The following is a 21495-nucleotide window of genomic DNA, read 5'->3' on the forward strand; positions in this document are numbered from 1 at the left end:
CGGTGCGCACGATAAGCTGAACACATCCGAGACGAAAGGTGAGACTGGCGTGGCTGATTCGCAGCAGAAGCTGGACATCCCAGATGCCGAGGTGATGGGCCCGACCGGGCGACCGCAGGTCGAGTACCCTGAACCGCCGCCGCTCGACGGGCACGGCCCAGCACGGATCATCGCGATGGTGAACCAGAAGGGCGGCGTCGGCAAGACGACCTCGTCGATCAACCTCGGAGCGGCGCTGGCCGACTACGGTCGCCGTGTGCTGCTTGTCGACTTCGACCCGCAGGGCGCACTCTCCGTCGGGCTCGGCCTCAACCCGCACGATCTCGAGCGCAGCGTGTACAACGTGCTGATGAACTCCCGCCTCGACCCGCACGAGGTCATCGAGCCCTCCAATGTCGAAGGCATCGACATCCTGCCGGCCAATATCGACCTCTCGGCTGCCGAAGTGCAGCTCGTCGGCGAAGTCGCCCGCGAACAGGTTCTCGCCCGCGCCCTGGCCAAGGTCGCCGATGAGTACGACGTCATCCTCATCGACTGCCAGCCCTCGCTCGGCCTGCTGACCGTCAACGCGCTCACCGCCGCCCATGGCGTCATCATCCCGTTGGAGACCGAGTTCTTCGCCCTGCGCGGCGTCGCCCTGCTCGTCGAGACGATCGAGAAGGTCCAGGACCGCCTCAACCCCGGCCTGGAGATCGACGGCATCCTCGCCACGATGTTCGACGGGCGCACGCTGCACGCCAAGGAGGTCATCGCCCGGGTCGTCGAGGCCTTCGGAGACCGGGTCTTCGACACCGTCATCAGCCGCACTGTGAAGTTCCCCGACGCATCGGTGGCAGCCGAGCCGATCATCTCGTTCGCCCCCACCCACACCGGAGCACAGGCCTACCGTCAGCTGGCATGCGAGCTCGTCGCCCGTGGGGGAGCACCCTGAGCCCAGCGACGACCACGGCACAGCAGGACGCCTCGGCCCCGGCCACCAGCGATGCCGAGAGCAGCGGAGCCGCCGGGCAGCACGAGTCCGGCGGCTTCGTCGTCAGGCTGGAGAACTTCTCCGGTCCCTTCGACCTGCTGCTCGGGCTCATCTCCAAGCGCAAGCTCGACATCACCGATGTCGCCCTGGCAGAAGTGACCGACGAGTTCATCGCCTACGTCGCCGCGCTGCGCGAAGAGCAGAGCCTCGAGGAGCTGTCGAACTTCCTGCTCGTGGCAGCGACCCTGCTCGACCTCAAGACCGCCCGGCTGCTGCCGCGCGGCGACGTCGACGACGAACTCGACTTAGAGCTGCTCGAAGCCCGCGACCTGCTCTTCGCCCGGCTGTTGCAGTACCGTGCCTACAAGGCCGTCTCCGCCGTCCTCGCCGAGCAGATGGCCCACGCCGCCACCCGCACCGCCCGCTCAGTGCCGCTGGAAGACGGGCTGCGCGACATCCTGCCGCCCCTGGAGATCACCGCCACCCCGCAGGTCCTGGCAGCGATCTACGCGACCGTCCTGCAGCGCGACCACACCCCGCCGACGGTGAGCACCGACCACCTGCACCTGCCCCAGATCAGCGTCGCCGAACAGCGCACCGTGGTCCTCACCCGCCTCGGCCAGCACGGCCGGCTGACTTTCTCCGACCTCATCGCCGATGCCGAGAGCACCCTTGTCGTCGTCGCCCGGTTCCTGGCACTGCTCGAGCTCTTCAAAGCCGGGATGTGCGACTTCGACCAGCCCGCCCCGCTCGGCGAGCTCACCGTTGTGTCCGCCGAAGCCGAGGACCTGGCGACCATCGCACTGCCCGACACCGACGAATGGGACGCCCCGACGCCACCCGATGACGAGGAGCCGACATGAGCGAGCAGCACACCCTGCAGGGCGGGGGACCGGCCGCAGCGCGGGGCGGGGAACCAGCCGCGCCACAGGGCGAGGACACGCTGCTGGCCGGGATCGAAGCCGTGCTCATGATCGCCGACGCCCCCGTCACCGCCGAAGCGCTGGCGGTCAGCCTCGGTATCGACACCGGCGCCGCCATCGCCGCCTGCCGGCAGCTGCAGGCCGACTACGACGGACGGCAGCCGGGCACCCGGCGACGCGGCTTCGAACTGCGTGAGGCCTCCGGCGGCTGGCGGATCTACTCGCGCAGCGACTACCACGACCTCGTCTCCGACTTCCTCACCGCAGGCCAGACCGCCACCCTGTCCCAGGCGGCCTTGGAGACCCTGGCCGTCATCGCCTACCGGCAGCCGGTCACCCGCGCACGGATCTCCGCGATCCGCGGCGTCAACGTCGACGGCGTCGTGCGCACCCTGCTCATGCGCGGGCTCATCGTCGAAGCCGGCACCGAGGAGGTCACCGGCGCACGCCAGTTCACCACCACCGGCCAGTTCCTCGAAAGCCTCGGCATCGACAGCCTCGACGAACTGCCGGACATCGCACCTTTCCTGCCCCCAGACGACGACGTGGCCACCGGCGACGACATCGACCTCGACGCAGACGCCGACGAACCGGCAGCACCGGCCGAGGTCGGCCTGGAAGCCAGCGGTGAGCCCGCCGGCACCTGAGCGGCAGCACGACCCGCAGCCACACCTCGTGCCCGGTTCGGCAACCACGTGCGGGTTTGAGACAATGACCCCTATGACTCGCAGCAATCCTCGCGGACCCGGTCACCGGTCCAACCGCCCGACCCGCCGACAGCGCAGCCACGCGCAGCGCACCGCCCAGCAGAGCGCCTCGGCGGCCAGTGCCGTCCACCAGCCAGACGGTGTGCGCCTGCAGAAGGTCCTCGCCGATGCCGGCCTCGGCTCCCGGCGCGCCTGCGAGCAGCTCATCGCCGATGCCCGCGTCGAAGTCGACGGGCAGATCGTGACCGAACTCGGAACCCGCATCGACCCGGAGATCCAGACCGTCCACGTCGACTCGATGCGCATCGTCACCGCCCCCGACCGCGTCTACCTCGCCTTCAACAAGCCCTCCGGAGTCGTCTCGACGATGGACGACCCCGAAGGCCGGCCGAGCCTGGCTGAGTACCTGCGCGACCGGCCCGAACGGCTCTTCCACGTCGGCCGACTCGACGCCGAGACCGAGGGGCTGCTGCTCATCACCAACGACGGGGAGCTGTCCAACCGCCTGACCCACCCGTCCTATGAGATCCCCAAGACCTACCTCGCCCAGGTGCGCGGCCCGGTTGCCAAGGACGTCGGCGCCCGGCTGCGCGAGGGCATCGAACTCGACGACGGTATCGCCCGGGTCGACTCCTTCAGACTCATCGACTCAACCCCCGGACGCGCGCTCGTCGAACTCGTCCTCCACGAAGGCCGCAACCGGATCGTGCGCCGCCTGCTCGACGCCGTCGGCAACCCCGTCGACCGGCTCGTGCGCACCCACTTCGGCCCGATCGCCCTGGCCGAACAGCGCCAGGGCAAGGTCCGCGACCTGCGCCCCGACGAGATCGGCGAGCTCATGCAGGCGGTCGGTCTGTGAGCCAGACGATGCGCGTGCACATCGTCGGCACCGGCCTGCTCGGCACCTCACTGGGACTCGCGCTCACCGGTGCCGGCCACGCGGTGACGCTCGCCGACCTGTCACCGACCGCCCAGCGGCTGGCCTCCGACCTCGGTGCCGGCACCGTCGGCGAACCTGAGGCCACCGATGTGGTCATCGTCGCCACCCCGCCCGACGTGGCCGGACAGGCGATCCTCACCGCACTCGACCGGTTCCCCGGGGCGACCGTGACCGATGTCGCCAGTGTTAAGACCGTGCTGCTGCACGAGGTGCGCGGCGCCTGCGCACCCGGTGACCTCGACCGCTACATCGGCTCCCATCCGATGGCTGGCCGCGAGAAGTCCGGAGCGATCGCCGCCCGCGACGACCTGTTCGTCGGCCGGCCCTGGGTGGTGTGCTCCGATGACGACACCCCGGCTGAGCGCCTCGCCCAGATCGTCGCGCTGGCCACTGACGTCGGTGCGGCCGTCGTCCACCTCGATCCGGAGTTCCACGACTCCTCAGTCGCCCGCGTCTCGCACGCCCCGCAGGTGATGGCCAGCCTCATGGCCGCCCAGCTCGTCGACATGCCGCCGGACGGAGTGGCACTGGCCGGGCAGGGACTGCGCGACGTCACCCGCATCGCCGCTTCCGACGCCAGCCTGTGGACCCAGATCCTGGCGGGCAACGCCGCCGAGGTCCGCGACGTGCTCACCGCAATCCGGGCAGACCTCGACACCCTCATCAGCGCCCTCGACCTGGAACCGGGATCGATCGCGACGATCGCGCAGACGATCACCGCCGGCAACGACGGCTACGACCGGATCCCCGGCAAGCACGGCCAGGCACCGCAGAAGTACGCCGAGATCACCGTCCTCATCGACGACACCCCCGGTATGCTCGGCAAGCTCTTCGCCGACGTCGGCGAGCTCGGCATCAACATCGAAGACATCCGGATCGAGCACGCCACCGGCGTTAAGCTGGGCAGTGTCGAAGTCGCTGTCGTGCCGGCACGCCAGCGCGAACTCGAAGAGGGCCTCACCTCCCGCGGCTGGTGGGTTCCCGAAGCCGTCATCGAACACGAAGGACAGGAATGACCGTTATCGCCATCGACGGCCCCAGCGGCGTCGGAAAATCCAGCGTCTCGAAGGCCGTGGCCGCCCACCTCGGCTACGCCTACCTCGACACCGGGGCGATGTACCGGGCGATGGGCTGGCTGTGCATGACCCGCGGCATCACCGACCCCGGCGATGTCGTCGAACTCGTCCGCGGCGCTGACCTGGAGATCTCCACCGACCCGAGCGCCCCGACCGTCGCCGTCGACGGCATCGACGTGACCGAGGAGATCCGCTCGGCAGAGGTCTCGGCCAGCGTTCAGGTCGTCTCGGCCGTGCCTGAGGCGCGCAGCGAGCTCATCGAGCAGCAGCGGCAGATCATCGCCGCAGCTGAGCCCGGAATCGTCGTCGAAGGCCGCGACATCACCACCGTGGTCGCCCCCGACGCCCCGGTCCGCATCCTCATGACCGCCGATGATGAGGTGCGCGTGGCCCGCCGCGCCAGGGAGACCCACGGCAATGCCGACGCCGAGGCGGTGGCTGCCACCCGCGACGTCACCCTCGGCCGCGATGCCAAGGACGCCCAGACGACGAGCTTCCTCACCGCCGCAGACGGCGTGCACACACTCGACACCACCCACATCGATTTCGACCAGTCGGTCGGCGCAGTCCTCGCACTCGTCGCCGCCGCACAGAAAGCCTGATGACCATGTCACCCTCTGCACAGGAGCCCGGATCTCAGCCTGCCGACGGATTCGTCGAGCACCCCGACGATTCGCTGCCCGAGCGCGTGCAGGCGATCGACCACGATGACGCCGAACAGCGCGCCGCCTCGCTGCGCGCCGGCCTCGACCAGTACGAACTGGAAGAGGAGGACCGGGAGCTGCTCGAGGCCTACGGCGTCATCGAGGCCGAAGACGGCGGACGCGGACCGGCCCCGGTGCTCGCCATCGTCGGCCGGCCCAACGTGGGCAAGTCGACGCTGGTCAACAGGATCCTCGGGCGCCGCGAGGCCGTCGTCGAAGACGTCCCCGGCGTCACCCGCGACCGGGTGAGCTACCACGCCGAATGGAACGGCCGCCCGCTCACCCTCGTCGACACCGGCGGCTGGGACATCGATTCGCGCGGCATGGCGTCCCGCATCGCCGAACAGGCCGAGATCGCCGTGCGGATGGCCGATGGCGTCGTCTTCGTCGTCGACGCCACCACCGGGCCGACGGCCACCGACGAACATGTCGTGCGGATGCTGCGCCGGTCCGGCAAGCCGGTGCTGCTGGCAGCGAACAAGGTCGATGACGAACGCGGAGAACTCATGGCCGCCGAACTCTGGTCACTCGGGCTGGGCGAACCGCACCCGATCTCCGCCATGCACGGCAGGGGAGTCGCCGACTTCCTCGACGCGATCATGGAGATGCTGCCGGAGGTCTCGGCGACCGGACAGACCGAAGAGGTCGGCGGCCCGCGCCGCATCGCCCTCGTCGGCAGGCCCAACGTCGGCAAATCCTCGCTTCTCAACCAGCTCGTCGGCACCGAACGCGTCATCGTCGACAACACCGCCGGCACTACCCGCGACCCGGTCGACGAGCTCGTCGATCTCGGCGGCAGGCAGTGGCGATTCATCGACACTGCCGGCATCCGCAAGCGTGCCCGCCAGTCCTCCGGGGCGGACTTCTACGCGGCCCTGCGCACCCAGACCGCGCTCGAGCGCGCCGAGGTCGCCGTCGTGCTGCTGGAGGCCAATGAGCCGCTGAGCGATCAGGACATGAAGATCATCCGCCTCGTCCTCGACGCCGGCCGTGCACTCGTGCTCGCCTTCAACAAATGGGATCTGCTCGATGAGGAGCGCCGCCATTTCCTCGAACGCGAGATCGAACGCGATCTCGGCCACGTCGCCTGGGCCCCGCGCGTCAACATCTCCGCCAAGACCGGCCGGCACGCCGAGAAGCTCGTGCCCGCTATGGAGGCGGCTCTCGAAGGCTGGGACACCCGCATCCCGACCGGCCGGTTCAACGCTTTCCTCGGCGAGCTCTCAGCTGCCAATCCGCACCCGCTGCGCGGCGGGAAGCAGCCGCGCATCCTCTTCGGCACGCAGGCCTCGTCCCGGCCGCCGAAGTTCGTGCTCTTCACCACCGGGTTCCTCGATCCCAGCTACCGCCGGTTCATCATCCGGCGGCTGCGGGAGACCTTCGGCTTCACCGGCACCCCGATCGATGTGAGCATGCGGATCCGGGAGAAGAGGAAGGGACGTTGACCAGCGCGGGCCGGCCGGGGACCGCTGAGGCGGTCCGGCCCCGCGAGTGGGCGCTGCCGCGGTTCACGATCATCGTCCTCGGCTTGGCCGGGCTGTTCTTCGCCGTCGGATTCATCAAGGACCTCCAGCTCATCATTGCCCCGGTGTTCCTGGCCTTCAACCTCGTGATCGTCGGCTATCCGGTGCAGGCCTGGCTGGTCCGCCGCCGCGTCCCGGCCGCCGCTGCCGCTGTTGTGACCGTGCTGCTGGTGCTCAGCGTCGTGGCGGCCTTCTTCGCACTGACCGGCTGGTCGATCGCCGAGCTCGTCCTCGTCATCCCCGAATACTCCGATGAACTCGACAAGCTCTACCGCGACCTGCTCGCCGGCAGCTCATCGCTGGGTCTGACTCCCGAGTTCGTCAAGGAGCAGATGGCGAACTTCGACGTCAACCAGCTCGCCGCCGCGCTGCGCGAAGTGCTGTCGAACGCGACCCTGGTCGTGACGCTCGTGACGACTGCGATCATGGCGACCTTCTTCATCGTCATGGACTCTCTGGCCTTCCCACGGCGCATGACCCTGGCCTCGGGCGTGCAGCCGCGCTTCGTAGAGGCGATGAACACCTTCGCCGTCGGCGTGCGCCGCTACTGGGTCGTCGCCACCGTCTTCGGCCTCATCGTCGCCGCCCTCGACGTCGTCGCCCTCATCATCATCGGCGTGCCGCTGGCGCTCGTGTGGGGTGTGCTGGCGTTCCTGACCAACTACATCCCCAACATCGGCTTTGTCATCGGCCTGGTGCCGCCGGCCATCATGGCGCTGATCGAAGGCGGCTGGTGGGACGCCCTGTGGGTCGTGATTGCCTACAGCCTGCTCAACTTCGTCATCCAGGCGATCATCCAGCCGAAGTTCACCGGCCAGTCCGTCGGCGTCACCCCCTTCATCTCGTTTTTGTCCCTGCTGTTCTGGGTGTGGGTCCTCGGGTGGTTCGGTGCGCTGCTGGCCCTGCCGGCGACCCTGCTGGTCAAGGCTCTGCTCGTCGACGTCGACCCGCGCGCCCGCTGGATCAACCTGCTTGTCGCCTCCGATGTGCGCGCTGCAGAGTCCCCACTCCTTGCCAGCCCGAGCGAGTCGATGGACACCTCAGGTGAGGAGTCTCACGCCGAGACGGTGGAGGACTCCCAGCCGGGGCTGACGATGAGTGAAACGGCAGTACCTGGTCGCTCACCGAAGCGTGCGGTCATCGACCTCGACTGACCGCCCCTGCAGGAAGGCGCAGTCGTGAAGACCCTCCTCAGCATCATCGTGAGTGCTCTGCTGCGGGTCGTCAGCGCCGCAGCCGTGTGTGCGCTCGCCGCCCTCGTGCTCCTGGCGCTGGCCGGGCGGCAGGTGAAAAGCTGCGTCCAGACGGCACCCATCTCAGCCTCACAGCACTGGCCGCGCAGTCGCCGTCGCCACCGCGGTGACGCTCATGGCCCGACGGCGGGTTGCCGGGCTGGACTGAGACCGGTGTGCACAGCCTGCCTCTCTCGATAGACTTGGCCAATGGCACAGATACTCGATATCCATCCTGAGAACCCGCAGCCGCGGCTCATCCGCCAGGCCGCCAAGGCCATCGCCGATGGCGGTCTCGTCGCCTACCCGACCGACTCCTGCTACGCGCTCGGGTGCGCGCTGGAGAACAAGGACGGCATCGAGCGGATCGTCCGCATCCGCCAGCTCGACTCCAAGCACCACTTCACGCTCATGTGCCACGACTTCGCGCAGCTGGGCCAGTTCGTCATCGTCGACAACTACGCCTTCCGCACCATCAAGTCCCTGACGCCGGGGCCCTACACCTTCATCATGAAGGCGACGAAAGACGTGCCGCGGAAGATGATGCATCCGAAGAAGCACTCGGTCGGCGCCCGGATTCCGCAGAACGCCACCGCACTCGCACTGGTCGAGGAGGTCGGCGAGCCGATCCTGTCCTCAACCCTGCTGCTGCCCGATCACGAGGAGCCGCTGACCCACGCTGAGGACGTCGCCGAGGCGCTCGGAAAGCACGTCGACGTCATCATCGACTCCGGCGTGCCCGGCACCACTCCGACCTCGGTCATCGACTTCACACCCGGCTCACCGGTCGTGCGCCGGATCGGCGCCGGCGACATCTCCCGCTTCGACGACATCGACGAAGCGTAACCGCCAGTCCCGAAAGCCCGAGCCGCGGGGCCCAGCCCAGTGTTTAGCTCTCAGCGCTGCCCGGGGCTGAGCTCGAGAGCCGAGACCCACAGCTGTGAGAGCTTGTCGGCCAGTTCCTCGACGCCTGCTTCGCTGCAGTAGCGCTGCTGGGGCTCGTCGACGTAGATCGACTTGCACGTGCGGCTCACCATCGCCGAGAGCGCCTTGGCCGTCAGGTCCGGGTCGAGGTCGGAGCGGATGTGCCCGGCTGCCTGCATCTGCTCGATGCTGCGCCTGTTGCGCCGGTAGAACACCCGGTTGCGCGCCAGCCGGATGTCCCGGATCTCCGGATCGACCGCAGCGACCTGATCCATGAGCGCAACCTCCCGGGCGTTGTCCCGGTACCGGCGCACGTACACTCCAGTGGCCTTCCGGATCTTGGCGATGAGCGCCTCGGGACCGGGAACGTCTGTGCCGGGGTCATGGTCCGGGGCGCCCCACGCATGATCGGCTGCGACCACCGGGGCGTAGGACTCCTCGATGATCGCGGCGAGGATCTCCTGCCGGTTGGCGAAGTACGTGTACAGCGTGCCGGTCGAGCAGCCGGCCCGCTCGGTGATCGCCGAGAGCCGGGTGGAGAAGTAACCCTGCTCATAGAACACGTCGATCGCCGCGTCGATGAGGGCCTGCCGGGTGCGGCGGCCGCGCTCAGTCAGCGGTGCACCGGGCTGACGCTGGATGGTCATCGCTCACTCCTTCACAGTTCGATCGAGCGCTTGCGGATCTTGCCCGTCGGGCCCTTCGGCAGGCCGTCGACGATGCGGATGATGCGCGGGACCTTATAGGCCGACAGCGACTGCCGGCACCACGCCTCAATCTCATCATCGGTCAGCTCGGCGCCGGGCATCGGGGTGACGACAGCGGCGACCTGCTGGCCGTAGTGGTCGTCGGCAGCCCCGATGACAGCGGCTTCGAAGACCTGCGGATGGGCGTAGAGAACCTCCTCGACCTCACGCGGATAGACGTTGTAGCCGCCGTGGATGATGAGGTCCTTGAGCCGGTCGACGATGAAGAGATAGCCGTCCTCATCGACATACCCGAGATCCCCGGTGCAGAAGAACCCGTCGGCATCGAACGCCTCAGCGGTGGCCTCGGGCTGGTTCCAATAGCCGAGCATCACGAGCGGGCCGCGCAGCCGCACCTCGCCGGTCTGTCCCGAGCCGCACGCCTGACCGGTGGCAGGATCGACGATCCGCACGTCCATCGTCGGGGCAGGCAGGCCGACCGAGCCGATCTTGTCCTCACCCTCGGCGGCGTTGAACGTGCCGAACGCGCAGGTCTCAGTCAGCCCGTAGCCCTCGGTGATCGACGCGCCGAACCGGGTGTGGAAGGCGCGCATGAGGTCCAGCGAGATCGCCGCCCCACCGGAGAGCGCCAAGCGCAGCTGCGGAGTCATGACGTCCTCGTGGGCAGTCGCGTAGGTGAGCGCATTCCACATCGTCGGCACGCCTGCGACGATCGTGAGCTCGTCGGCGATGATCGTCTCCAGCAGCTCATCGGGATCGAAACGCGGCAGCAGGGTGATGGCGGCGCCGTTGGCGAGCACTGGGTAAGCCACCGAACCGAGCCCGAAGACGTGGAACAGCGGCAGTGCGGTGCCGGCCCGGTCGGCAGGGGACAGGCCGGCCACCGTCTCGCCGGCGGTGACGCCGGTGAGCAGGGTGCGCGCTGAGAGCATCGCCCCCTTCGGGCGGCCGGTGGTGCCCGAGGTGTAGAGCAGCAGCACGCAGTCCCCGGGATCCCGGGTCACCGGGGCGAAGTCCGGGCTCGCCTGCGGCAGCGCGTCCATGTCGACGGGTGTGAGCAGTTCGGCGGTGATGCCGAGCGCCTCTGCGGCCGCAGTGCCCGCCTCAGGGCAGATCGGGTGCATGATGAGGCGGCTGGCGCCGGAATCGGAGAGCACGAAGCTCAGTTCGGGAACCGTTGAAAGGGGATTGAGGCACACGGTGATCGCCCCGCAGGCCTCGACCGCGAAGAACTCGATGAGGAACTCAGGACAGGTCGGGGCGATGAGGCCGACGCGCTCACCTGGTTGGAGTCCGGCCGCCTGGAGCCGGCGTGCGCGAGCGGCGATCGCATCGACGAACTGCCGGTAGGTCAGGGATGTGCGCTGAGCGGCGCGCGGGCCGCGCACCGCGATGTTCTCCGGCCGGGTGCGCGCGTGCTCCAGCAGCGGGTCGAGAAGCGACACCTGCGACATGAGGATCTCCTTTCAGGAGGTAAACGTTCGTTCGTTAGTTCTTGAAATTGACGCTCACCTCAACTATAAGTTGAGATGTCACCTGCATCACAGACGCAGCAGGAGAGTTCTTCAGAAGGGGCACCCATGGACGTCTCAGGCGCAGTCGCCGTCGTCACCGGCGGCGCCGGCGGCATCGGCCAGGCCATCGCCGCACAGCTCATCGACCGCGGGGCCTCCGTGATGCTCGCCGACGTCGCCGACACAGTCTCCGTGGTCGCCTCCGCACTCGGCTGCCGCGCCTGGCAGGGCGACTGCGCATCCGAAGACGGCATCACCGAACTCCTCGCCCGCACCCGCGCCGAACTCGGTGAGATCGACCTCTACTTCGCCAATGCCGGCATCGCCGGTGCGCGCGGACTCGGCGAATCCGACGCCGACTGGGACGCGATCCTCCACATCAACCTGCGCGCCCACATCCGCGCTGCCCAGGCGCTCATCCCCACCTGGCAGGCCAGGGGAGCAGGCTGCTTCGTCACCACCGCCTCGGCGGCGGGCCTGCTGACCCAGATCGGACAGGCCGGCTACGCCGTGTCCAAGCACGCCGCGCTCGCCTTCGCCGAATGGCTGTCCATCACCTACGGCGATGACGGCATCCAGGTCGCCTGCCTGTGCCCGATGGGCGTGCGCACCGAACTGCTCATGGCCGGGCTCGACAGCGAGGACCCCGCCGAACGCGTTGCCAGCCGCTCAGTCTCCGAGGCCGGTGAGGTGCTCAGCCCCGAATACGTCGCCGCCTGCATCATGAGGGCGATCGACGACGGCACGTTCCTCATCCTGCCCCACCCGGAAGTCGCCGAGATGTTCCAGATGAAGGGCTCCGACTACGACCGATGGCTGCGCGGCATGCGCCGCTACCAGGCCCGGCTCAAAGCCGAGGCCCGCACACACGAGAACACCTGAGAGAAAGGCCAGCGATGTTCGACGAGACCGACCGCGCCAAGGAGCTGCGCGAGAAGCTGGAGTCCTTCATGGACTCCCACATCTATCCAGCCGAACCCGTCTACCGCGAGCAGATGGCATCCCAGGATGACCCGCATGCCGTCCCGCCGATCCTCCAGGAGCTCAAGGGCGAAGCCCGATCCCGAGGACTGTGGAACCTCTTCCACCCGCACGAGGAATGGGGCCCGGGCCTGACGAACCTCGAATACGCCCCACTGGCCGAGATCATGGGCCGTTCACCGAACCTGGCGCCTGAGGCGACGAACTGCAACGCCCCGGACACCGGCAACATGGAGGTTCTCACGCTCTTCGGCACCGATGAGCACAAGGAGAAGTACCTGCGCCCGCTGCTCGACGGTGAGATCGCCTCCGGGTTCGCGATGACCGAACCGGCCGTGGCCAGCTCGGATGCCACCAACATCGAGATGCGCATGGAGAAGGACGGCGACGGCTACCTTCTCAACGGCCGCAAATGGTTCACCTCCAATGGCGCCCGCCCGGACTGCAAGGTCCTCATCGTCATGGGCAAGACGGACCCGAACGCCGAGAAGCACCGCCAGCAGTCGATGATGGTCGTGCCCACCGGTGCCCCCGGTGTCGAGATCGTCCGCTCCCTGCCGGTCTTCGGCTACCTCGACCGCGAAAGCCACGCCGAAGTGACCTTCACCGATGTGCGCGTCGAGGCCAAGGACGTGCTCAAGGGCGAAGGCGAGGGATTCGCGATCTCCCAGGCCCGCCTCGGTCCTGGCCGCATCCACCATTGCATGCGCGCCATCGGCATGGCCGAACGCGCTCTGGAATCCATGTGCCGCCGCGCCCATGAACGGGTGGTCTTCGGCGAGCCGCTGGCAGCCAAAGCCAACATTCAGGACTGGATCGCCGAATCCCGCGTCGACATCGACCAGGCCCGCCTGCTGACCCTGCATGCCGCTGACATGATGGACAAGGTCGGCAACAAGGAGGCCCGCAACCTCATCTCCGAGATCAAGGTCGCAGCACCGAAGGTCGCCCTGAGCGTCATCGACCGAGCGATCCAGGTCCACGGTGGAGCCGGTTTGACCGACGACTTCCCACTGGCCGAGATGTACGCCCACGCCCGCACCCTGCGGATCGTCGACGGCGCCGATGAGGTCCACAAGATGACCATCGCCCGCCGTGAGCTGCGCAAGTACGCATCCTGACCCGCACAGCCACCTGACCACACACCCCGAACCTGAAGGAGAACTTATGACCCAGCGCACCGCCATCGTCACCGGAGGCGCCCGCGGCATCGGCGCCGCGATCGCCGAGCGGCTGGCCGCCGACGGCATGAAGGTCGCCGTCGTCGACCTGAGCGAAGACGCCTGCAGCGATGTCGTCGCCCGCATCGGCGCAGCCGGCGGACAGGCCATCGGCATCGGTGCCGACATCACCGATGAGGACCAGGCCAACGCCGCCGTTCAGCGCACCGCTGAGGAGCTCGGCGCCCCGACTGTGCTCGTCAACAACGCCGGCATCATCAAGGACAACCTGCTGTTCAAGATGACCTCGGCTGACTTCACGAAGGTCCTCGACGTCCACCTGACCGGCAACTTCCTCATGACCAAGGCCTGCCAGTCCCATATGGTCGAGCAGAAGTTCGGCCGCATCATCTCGATGTCCTCGACCTCGGCGCTGGGCAACCGCGGACAGACGAACTACTCGGCCGCCAAGGCCGGCATCCAGGGGATGACGAAGACGTATGCGATTGAGCTCGGCAAGTTCGGCGTCACCGCCAACGCGATCGCCCCGGGCTTCATCGAAACCGATATGACGAAGGCGACCGCCGAGCGCGTCGGCGTCGAGTTCGACGACTTCGTCGCCATGGCCGTCAGCCAGATCCCGGTCGCCCGCTCCGGCAAGCCCGAGGACATCGCCCACACCGCATCGTTCCTCGCCAGCGAAGGAGCCGGCTTCGTCTCCGGCCAGGTCATCTACGTCGCCGGCGGACCCAAGGACTGACCTGGTGAGCGAACACGCACGCATTGACGAGGCGGTCGCGGCAGCCACAGCCGCGGCCGCCGGGCTCACCGGCGCCGAGGCGGAAGCGCGGGCCCCGCACGCCGGGCTGCTCTACGACTACGGCCTGGCCTGGGTGAACTTCCCGCGCGGCGCCGGCGGTCTGGGCGTCTCGGCGAGCCTGCAGGACTACGCCGATGCCGCCGTTGACGCCGCTGGGCTGCACCGGCCGGACCCGCACGACAACGCGATCGGCTTCGGCATGGCCGCCCCGACTATCGCCGCCTACGGCACCGCTGAACAGAAGACGTGGCTCAGACGCATCTACACGCTTGAGACGATCGTCTGCCAGCTCTTCAGCGAACCCGGCGCCGGTTCCGACCTCGCCGCCGTCGCAACGAAGGCCGTCCGCGACGGGGACACCTACCGGGTGACCGGGCAGAAGGTGTGGACCTCCGGAGCGCACAACGCTGACCTGGCGATCCTCATCGCCCGCACCGACCCGAGTGTGCCCAAGCATCGCGGACTGAGCTACTTCCTGCTCGACATGCACGCCCCCGGGGTCGAGACCCGCGGACTGCGCCAGATCACCGGCGAGGCCGAATTCAACGAAGTGTTCCTCACCGATGTGCCGGTGCCTGCATCCATGCGCCTCGGTGAGCCTGGCGAGGGCTGGAAGATCGCGAACACCACGCTGAACAACGAACGGGTGGCGATCGGCGGGGGAGCACCGCGCGAAGGCGGCATGCTCGGCGTTGTCACGCGGGCCTGGCGCGAGCAGCCGGAGGTGCGCGATCCGCTGCTGCACGACGAGCTCATGCGGCTGTGGGTCGAATCCGAAGCCGCCCGGATGCTCGGAGAGCGCACCGCCCAGCAGGTCGCCGCCGGCCAGCCCGGGCCCGAAGGGTCTGGTGCGAAGCTGTCCTTTGCGCGCAACGCCCAGCAGCTCTCCGCCCTTGATGTGCGGATGCGGGGAGTCGACGGGCTGCGCCACGACAGCTACGAGATGCGCCGGCCCGAGCACTATTCGATGACCGGCCGCACCCCGGTCTACCGGTACCTGCGTGCGAAGGGCAACTCGATCGAAGGCGGCACCAGCGAGATCATCCGCAACATCATCGCCGAACGCGTCCTCGGACTGCCCGGCGAACACCGCACCGACAAAGACCTGCCGTTCAAGGATCTGCCCAGATGACCATCGAAATGCTCGACACCGAACTGGCCGCCGACCTCAGACGCACCGTGCGCGCGTTCCTCACCGAACGCTGCGACCCCGGCACCGTCGCCGAGGTGTACGACGACCCTGCCATCGCCTCCCGCGAGCTCAACGACGGGTGGGCTCGCGAACTCGGGCTCGCGGGACTGCTCGTCCCCGAAGCAGACGGCGGAGCCGGCGCCAGCCTCGCCGAAGCCGCCGTCGTCGCCCACGCGATCGGTCGGCATGCCGCACCGCTGCGCTTCCTCACCTCCGGCGTCATCGCCACCACCCTGGCAACCCGCGCCGGAGACCGCGACCTGGCAGCCGCCCTGGCTGCGGGCGACCGGTACGCCGCCGTCGCCTTTCCGGCCACCAGCCCGACCCTGAACAGCGGACTGGCGGCAGCCACCGCCTCGAATGCGGACGAGGCGGGCACAGCCCACGTCAGCGGCACCATCGCAGGTGTGATGGAAGCAGCAGGTGCTGATGATCTCATCGCCGTGCTCGGCAGCGGGGAGGACACAACGATCGTCGTCATCGACCCCGCGGAGGCACGCATTCTGCCCTTCCTCAGCCTGGACGAGACCCGCAGACTCGCCGACATCACCGTCGAGAACGCAGCGGCACGGATCGTCGCCACCGGCCCCCAGGCGGTGGCTGCGGTCGAGGCGGCGACGCTGGCCGGGCAGGTGGCGCTGGCTGCCGAACTCGCCGGAACCGCGGCCCAGGCGCTCTCCACCACCCTGGACTACGTGCGCACCCGCGTGCAGTTCGGGCGTGCGGTCGGCTCCTACCAGGCGATCAAACATCGGCTCGCCGATCTGTGGCTGGCCGTCAGCCAGGCCGATGCCGCTGCCACATACGCTGCTCAGACGGCGGCGAACTGGCAGCGCGGGGACGAGGATCTGCGCGAGGCCCGGATCTGCGCACTCACCGCGCTCGCCTACGCCGCTCCGGTCGCCGTGCAGGCCGCCGAGGAAGCCGTGCAGCTGCACGGCGGAAACGGCATGACCTGGGAGTATCCGATCCACCTGCTGCTCAAGCGGGCCAAGGCCGGCGAGCTGACCCTCGGACATCCGGCAGCCAACCGCGCAGCCCTGGCCGAACTCACTGAGCTTCCCGTGTGGTGAGGATCACACAGACGCAATAGACTGACGGGGCGCCCCTCGTCATCCAGAAAGGACACCCATGACAGACGCAGTCATCGTCTCCACCGCCCGCACGCCGATCGGCAGGGCCTATCGCGGCGCCTTCAACAACACCCAGCCGCAGGAACTCGCCGGCCACGCCATCCGCCACGCCGTCGAGCGCGCCGGCATCGAGGGTGCTGAAGTCGACGACGTCATCCTCGGCGCCGCCCTCCAGCAGGGCTCCCAGAGCGGCAACATCGCCCGCCAGGCCGCCTTGCGCGCCGGCCTGCCCGTCACCGTCTCCGGCATGACGATCGACCGGCAGTGCTCCTCCGGCCTGATGGCGATCGCCACCGCGGCCAAGCAGATCACCCACGACGGCATGAAGATCGCCGTCGGCGGCGGTGTCGAATCGGTCTCACTCGTCCAGAACGACAAGATGAACACCTTCCGCGCCAAGGACCCGTGGCTGGTCGAGAACATCCCAGGCCTGTACCTGCCGATGCTCCACACCGCCGAGGTCGTCGCCGAACGCTACGAGGTCTCCCGCGAGGACCAGGACGCCTACGCGTACGAATCCCAGATGCGCACCGCCGCCGCCCAGGATGGCGGCCGCCTCGATGCGGAGATCGTGCCGCTGGAGTCCGTGCAGCTGATCCAGGACAGGGAGACCAAGGAGATCTCCGAGAAGACCGTCACCCTGACCAAGGACGAGGGCAACCGCCCGCAGACCACCCTGGACGGACTCGCCGGCCTCAACCCGGTGCTCGAACCCGGTGTCGCCTCCGCCCACCCGTCTATCACCGCCGGCAACGCCTCCCAGCTCTCCGACGGCGCCTCGGCCGCGGTTCTCATGTCCGATGACGAGGCCTCCCGCCGTGGGCTCGAGCCGCTGGGCGTCTACCGCGGCATGGCCGTGGCCGGCTGCGAACCGGATGAGATGGGAATCGGCCCGGTCTTCGCCGTGCCGAAGCTGCTCGATCAGCACGGACTGAGCGTCGACGACATCGATCTGTGGGAGCTCAATGAGGCCTTCGCCGTGCAGGCACTGTACTGCCGCGACCGGCTCGGCATCGACCCGGAGCGCTATAACGTCGACGGCGGCGGCATCTCCGTCGGCCACCCCTACGGCATGACCGGCGCCCGGCTCACCGGCCACGCCCTCATCGAGGGCAAGCGACGCGGCGCGAAGCTCGTCGTCGTCACCATGTGCATCGGCGGCGGCATGGGCGCCGCCGGCCTCTTCGAGGTCTGCTGACATCAGCCGGCCCGCGCCCGGCGGTCACCGTTGACCGCCGGGCACACCCGAATTCCGAACATCACGATCCGAGGAGAGACGATGAGCATTTCGGAGACCCGTCCCTGGCTCAAGACCTACAGCCACCTGTCCCAGCTCCATGAGCCCGTCCCGCACACCACCGGCGATGCGCTGCTGCGCGAGACGGTCGAGAAGTTCCCCGATCGCCGCGCCATCGCCTACTTCGGATACGAGCCCACGTGGGCCGACATCGCCCGCCAGACCGACGCCTACGCCGCCTGGCTGACCGACAAGGGCATCGGCAAGGGCGACCGGATCGGCGTGTACCTGCAGAACACTCCGCACTACCACATCGCTGTGTTCGGGGCGTGGAAGGTCGGCGCGATCCCGGTGCCGCTCAACCCGATGTACCGCGACGAGCTCAGCCATATCTTCGCCGATTCCGGCATCCGCGGCCTCGTCGTCTCCGCCGCCGCCCACCTCGACCGGGTCAAGACCTACAGCCAGGACCTCGAATGGGTGCTCACCTGCCAGGACACCGACTTCCAGACGACCAACGACGAACGCATCTTCGGGATCTTCGCCGACCACTACGACACCGGCTGCGAAGAGCTCCTCGACGTCGTCAAAGCCAACGAGGGCCGTGCGGTGCCCGCCCCTGAGCTCAGCCCAGACGACACCGCGATCATCGGCTACACCTCCGGTACCTCCGGCCGGTCGAAGGGCGCAGCGGTCACCCATCGCGGCGTGAGCGTCAACTCCCTGTCCCTGGGCATGCACCAGGGGCTTGACGAGAACGACGTCATCTTCACCCTCGCCCCGGTCTTCCACATCACCGGCTTCGTCTGCCAGTTCATCGCCTCCGTCGCCATCGGCGCGGCCCTGGCGATGAACTACCGGTTCGAACCGGCCAGCACCCTGGAGATCTTCCGCCGCGAGAAGCCGCAGTACATGGCCGGCCCGGCCACGGCTTACATGGCGCTGCTGGCGCACCCGACCTTCGAGACCGACGCCTTCGACTCCTTCAAATCACTCATGTCCGGCGGTGCTCCGCTGCCCGATGCGATCGTGCGGAAGTTCGAAGAGCGCACCGGCCACTACATCGGCCAGGGCTACGGGCTGACTGAGACGACCGCGCAGTGCATCGTCGTCCCGCCGGGCATGCGCGCCCCGGTCGACCCCGACAGCGGCAACCTGTCCTGCGGGCTGCCGGTGCCCGACACCGTCGTGCGCATCCTCGACGACGACGGCAACGAACTCGGCCCCCGTGAGGTCGGTGAGATCTGCGTGCGCGGCCCGATGGTCGTCAGCGAGTACATCAACAACCCAAGCGCCTCGGCCTCGGAGATCCCCGGCGGGGAGCTCAGAACCGGCGATGTCGGTTTCATGGACGAAGACGGCTGGGTGTTCATCGTCGACCGCAAGAAGGACATGATCAACGCCGCCGGCTTCAAAGTCTGGCCGCGCGAGGTCGAAGACGTCCTCTACACCCACCCTGCCGTGCTCGAAGCCGCCGTCGTCGGCGTACCCGATGAGTACCGCGGCGAAACGGTCACCGCCTTTGTCAGCCTGCAGCCCGGCGCTGAGGCCACCGAGGACGAGCTCGTCGCCTACTGCCGTGAGCACCTGGCCGCCTACAAGGCCCCGCGCCACGTCAACTTCATCGAAGCGCTGCCCAAGACTGCCTCGGGCAAGATCCTGCGCCGCGAGATGCGCCGCATCGGAGCCGAGCAGGTCTCCGGCGAGGCGAGCTGAGTCACACGCCCGACCCGCTCCCGCAAGCTGCTGCGGGACTATGATCGAGAGGCGGATGCCACACGGCGTCCGCCTCTCGGCACGTTCGCCCCCCACCGTCCGTCGAAAGGCCCGACCGATCGCCAGCCGCAACCGCTTCCTCGACAGGGAGATCCTCGCCCTCGCGCTGCCGGCACTCGGCGCGCTGGCCGCCGAACCGGTGTTCCTGCTCGCCGACACCGCGATGGTCGGACACCTGGGACCGGCCTCGCTGGGTGCGCTTGCGATCGCCTCAACGATCATCCAGACGGTGCTCGGCCTCATGATCTTCCTCGCCTATGCCACCACCCCGCGGGTCGCCCGCAAGCTCGGTGAAGGCAACACCCCGGCCGCGATCGGCGCCGGCTTCGATGGCATCTGGCTGGCGCTGCTGACCTCGGTGCTCCTGCTGGCAGCAGGACTGCCGCTGCTTCAGGTGCCGATCAGCTGGTTCAACCCCACGCCCGCGGTGGCAGCCGGCGCTCACGCCTATCTTGCGATCTCCTGGTGGGGACTGCCGTTCATGCTCATCGTCATTGCCGCCACCGGGCTGCTGCGCGGTCTGCAGGACACCAAAACCCCGCTGTACGTGGCCGTCGGCGGGTTCCTGGCCAACATCGTCCTCAATGCCGTGTTCATCTACGGCCTCGGCATGGGCGTGGCCGGTTCTGCGCTGGGCTCGGTCATGGCGCATGTGGGCATGTGCTCGATCTACCTCGTCATCGCTGTGCGCGCCGCCCGCCGCCACCACGCACCCATCCGGCCGGACTGGTCCGGCGTGCTCGCCTCGGCCCGGACCTCCGGCTGGCTGCTCATGCGCAATATGTCGCTGCGGGCAGCGATGATCGTCCTCATCGTGCTCGCCACCGGCTTGGGAACCGTCCAGCTGGCGGCCATCCAGATCATCCAGACGCTGTTCAACTCCCTCGCCCTCGTCCTCGACGCGCTCGCCATCGCCGGACAGGCGATGATCGGCCTGCAGCTGGGCTACCGCAACCGCGAACAGGTCTCAGCGATCAACCGGCGGCTCGTCCAGTGGGGTATCGGCTTCGGTGTCCTCGTCGGCATCGTTCTGGCCGCCGTCTCACCGCTCATCGGCTTCGTCTTCACCTCCGATGCGGATGTGCGCAGCCTGCTGACCCCGCTCGTCATCGTCCTGGCGATCGGCATGCCGCTCGCCGGATACGTCTTCACTCTCGACGGCGTGCTCATGGGCGCCGAGGACGCCCGCTACCTCGCCTTTGCGCAGCTGGCCGCCTTCCTCGGCTACTGCGGCATCCTCGCGCTCATCTACGCCCAATGGCCGACGGTGACGGTGCTGTGGGCCTGCTTCGGGATCGGCTTCGTCGCCCTGCGCGCGATCGGCCTGGGCTTCCGGGTGCGCAACGACGGCTGGATCCGCCGCGCCGAGGCAGTCGCCGAGCGCTCCTGACCGCCAGACGGGATCTGCGCAGAAACCGCGGCTGCGACCATTACGCTGGTGGAGGCCGATGACGGAGAGGACACTCATGCACATCACACCGCTGCCTGCAGACTACACGCCTGAGCGCGCACGCGCGCTGCTGCTGCCCTTCCTGCTGCAGTGCATCAACTGGTCGCACAGCTCACCGGAGCTCGACGCCTCGGTCATCGAAGCCGACGACCAGCTCGCTGCCTACGTCGACGGCTGGGGCCGCGACGGCGACATCGCCGTCATCGCCTGGGATGAGGATCACCAGCCGGTCGGCGCTGCCTGGTGTCGGCTGCTGAGCGATCCGCCCGGCTACGGGTGGGTGGCCGATGACATTCCCGAGGTGTCCATCGCCGTGGCGCCCGACGCCCAGGGCAAGGGGGCCGGCCGCCAGCTGCTGCACACGCTGTGCCGACTCGCTGCTGTGTCCGGTCACCCGGCGCTGAGTCTGTCGGTGTCCGACGGCAACATGTCCAAGCACCTCTACACGCAGCTCGGATTCTCAGACATCGGCCGCTCAGGCGACAGCGATGTCATGCTCAAGGTGCTCTGAGGCCGCCGCTTTGCC

20 protein-coding genes are annotated in these 21495 nt (G+C 68.3%); 18 read left to right on the forward strand and 2 right to left on the reverse strand.

What is annotated here, in order from left to right:
- The first annotated feature begins 94 nt into the window (after window positions 1–94).
- From M3B11_RS06855 to M3B11_RS06895, 9 genes are all read left to right on the forward strand, one after another.
- Window positions 95–931: a ParA family protein gene (locus M3B11_RS06855; RefSeq protein WP_175295077.1), complete on the forward strand. Its 837-nt coding sequence runs from the start codon at window positions 95–97 to the stop codon at window positions 929–931.
- Window positions 898–1833: a ScpA family protein gene (locus tag M3B11_RS06860; protein WP_259876001.1), complete on the forward strand. Its 936-nt coding sequence runs from the start codon at window positions 898–900 to the stop codon at window positions 1831–1833. The genes M3B11_RS06855 and M3B11_RS06860 overlap by 34 nt, the downstream gene beginning before the upstream one ends.
- The gene (gene scpB / locus M3B11_RS06865) at window positions 1830–2540 is read left to right on the forward strand and encodes an SMC-Scp complex subunit ScpB (RefSeq protein ID WP_259876002.1); all 711 of its coding nucleotides are present in this window, start codon (window positions 1830–1832) and stop codon (window positions 2538–2540) included. Before M3B11_RS06860 ends, scpB begins: the two co-directional genes overlap by 4 nt.
- Before the next feature lie 73 nt (window positions 2541–2613).
- On the forward strand, window positions 2614–3459 hold the full coding sequence (locus tag M3B11_RS06870) for a pseudouridine synthase (protein ID WP_259876003.1): 846 nt from the start codon (window positions 2614–2616) through the stop codon (window positions 3457–3459).
- Between the two features lie 8 nt (window positions 3460–3467).
- Entirely contained in the window at window positions 3468–4556 is a 1089-nt protein-coding gene (locus M3B11_RS06875; protein WP_259876052.1) for a prephenate dehydrogenase, read from the forward strand.
- On the forward strand, window positions 4553–5218 hold the full coding sequence (gene cmk, locus M3B11_RS06880) for a (d)CMP kinase (RefSeq protein WP_259876004.1): 666 nt from the start codon (window positions 4553–4555) through the stop codon (window positions 5216–5218). The genes M3B11_RS06875 and cmk overlap by 4 nt, the downstream gene beginning before the upstream one ends.
- 5 nt (window positions 5219–5223) lie before the next feature.
- A complete protein-coding gene (gene der, locus M3B11_RS06885) occupies window positions 5224–6765 on the forward strand; it encodes a ribosome biogenesis GTPase Der (RefSeq protein WP_259876005.1) in 1542 nt (513 codons plus the stop codon).
- Window positions 6762–7997 (forward strand): AI-2E family transporter, encoded by a 1236-nt coding sequence (locus tag M3B11_RS06890; RefSeq protein ID WP_259876006.1) that lies wholly within the window; start codon window positions 6762–6764, stop codon window positions 7995–7997. The genes der and M3B11_RS06890 overlap by 4 nt, the downstream gene beginning before the upstream one ends.
- Before the next feature lie 288 nt (window positions 7998–8285).
- Window positions 8286–8921, forward strand: coding sequence for an L-threonylcarbamoyladenylate synthase (locus tag M3B11_RS06895; RefSeq protein ID WP_259876007.1), 636 nt, complete (start codon window positions 8286–8288; stop codon window positions 8919–8921).
- Window positions 8922–8971: 50 nt separating this feature from the next.
- Here the strand turns inward: M3B11_RS06895 and M3B11_RS06900 are convergent, their stop codons facing one another.
- On the reverse strand, window positions 8972–9646 hold the full coding sequence (locus tag M3B11_RS06900) for a TetR/AcrR family transcriptional regulator (protein ID WP_259876008.1): 675 nt from the start codon (window positions 9644–9646) through the stop codon (window positions 8972–8974).
- Window positions 9647–9657: 11 nt separating this feature from the next.
- On the reverse strand, window positions 9658–11160 hold the full coding sequence (locus tag M3B11_RS06905; RefSeq protein WP_259876009.1) for a class I adenylate-forming enzyme family protein: 1503 nt from the start codon (window positions 11158–11160) through the stop codon (window positions 9658–9660).
- A 126-nt stretch (window positions 11161–11286) separates the two neighbouring features.
- Here M3B11_RS06905 and M3B11_RS06910 point away from each other — a divergent pair, with 126 nt between their 5' ends.
- The 9 genes from M3B11_RS06910 (at window position 11287) to M3B11_RS06950 (ending at window position 21480) form a co-directional block, all read left to right on the forward strand.
- The gene (locus M3B11_RS06910; protein ID WP_259876010.1) at window positions 11287–12102 is read left to right on the forward strand and encodes an SDR family oxidoreductase; all 816 of its coding nucleotides are present in this window, start codon (window positions 11287–11289) and stop codon (window positions 12100–12102) included.
- Between the two features lie 14 nt (window positions 12103–12116).
- A complete protein-coding gene (locus tag M3B11_RS06915) occupies window positions 12117–13322 on the forward strand; it encodes an acyl-CoA dehydrogenase family protein (RefSeq protein ID WP_259876011.1) in 1206 nt (401 codons plus the stop codon).
- A 46-nt stretch (window positions 13323–13368) separates the two neighbouring features.
- Window positions 13369–14121 carry a 3-oxoacyl-ACP reductase FabG gene (gene fabG, locus M3B11_RS06920; RefSeq protein WP_259876012.1) on the forward strand — a complete coding sequence of 251 codons (753 nt, stop codon included), beginning with the start codon at window positions 13369–13371 and terminating at the stop codon, window positions 14119–14121.
- Window positions 14122–14125: 4 nt separating this feature from the next.
- The gene (locus tag M3B11_RS06925; RefSeq protein ID WP_259876013.1) at window positions 14126–15313 is read left to right on the forward strand and encodes an acyl-CoA dehydrogenase family protein; all 1188 of its coding nucleotides are present in this window, start codon (window positions 14126–14128) and stop codon (window positions 15311–15313) included.
- The gene (locus M3B11_RS06930) at window positions 15310–16446 is read left to right on the forward strand and encodes an acyl-CoA dehydrogenase family protein (RefSeq protein ID WP_259876014.1); all 1137 of its coding nucleotides are present in this window, start codon (window positions 15310–15312) and stop codon (window positions 16444–16446) included. Before M3B11_RS06925 ends, M3B11_RS06930 begins: the two co-directional genes overlap by 4 nt.
- 58 nt (window positions 16447–16504) lie before the next feature.
- A complete protein-coding gene (locus M3B11_RS06935) occupies window positions 16505–17704 on the forward strand; it encodes an acetyl-CoA C-acyltransferase (RefSeq protein WP_259876015.1) in 1200 nt (399 codons plus the stop codon).
- An 81-nt stretch (window positions 17705–17785) separates the two neighbouring features.
- Entirely contained in the window at window positions 17786–19459 is a 1674-nt protein-coding gene (locus tag M3B11_RS06940; protein ID WP_259876016.1) for a class I adenylate-forming enzyme family protein, read from the forward strand.
- Between the two features lie 55 nt (window positions 19460–19514).
- Entirely contained in the window at window positions 19515–20909 is a 1395-nt protein-coding gene (locus tag M3B11_RS06945) for an MATE family efflux transporter (protein WP_259876017.1), read from the forward strand.
- Between the two features lie 58 nt (window positions 20910–20967).
- A complete protein-coding gene (locus M3B11_RS06950; RefSeq protein ID WP_259876018.1) occupies window positions 20968–21480 on the forward strand; it encodes a GNAT family N-acetyltransferase in 513 nt (170 codons plus the stop codon).
- The last annotated feature ends 15 nt before the right edge of the window (window positions 21481–21495 follow it).

This window comes from Brevibacterium sp. p3-SID960 (genome assembly GCF_025144725.1).
GTDB lineage: Bacteria > Actinomycetota > Actinomycetes > Actinomycetales > Brevibacteriaceae > Brevibacterium.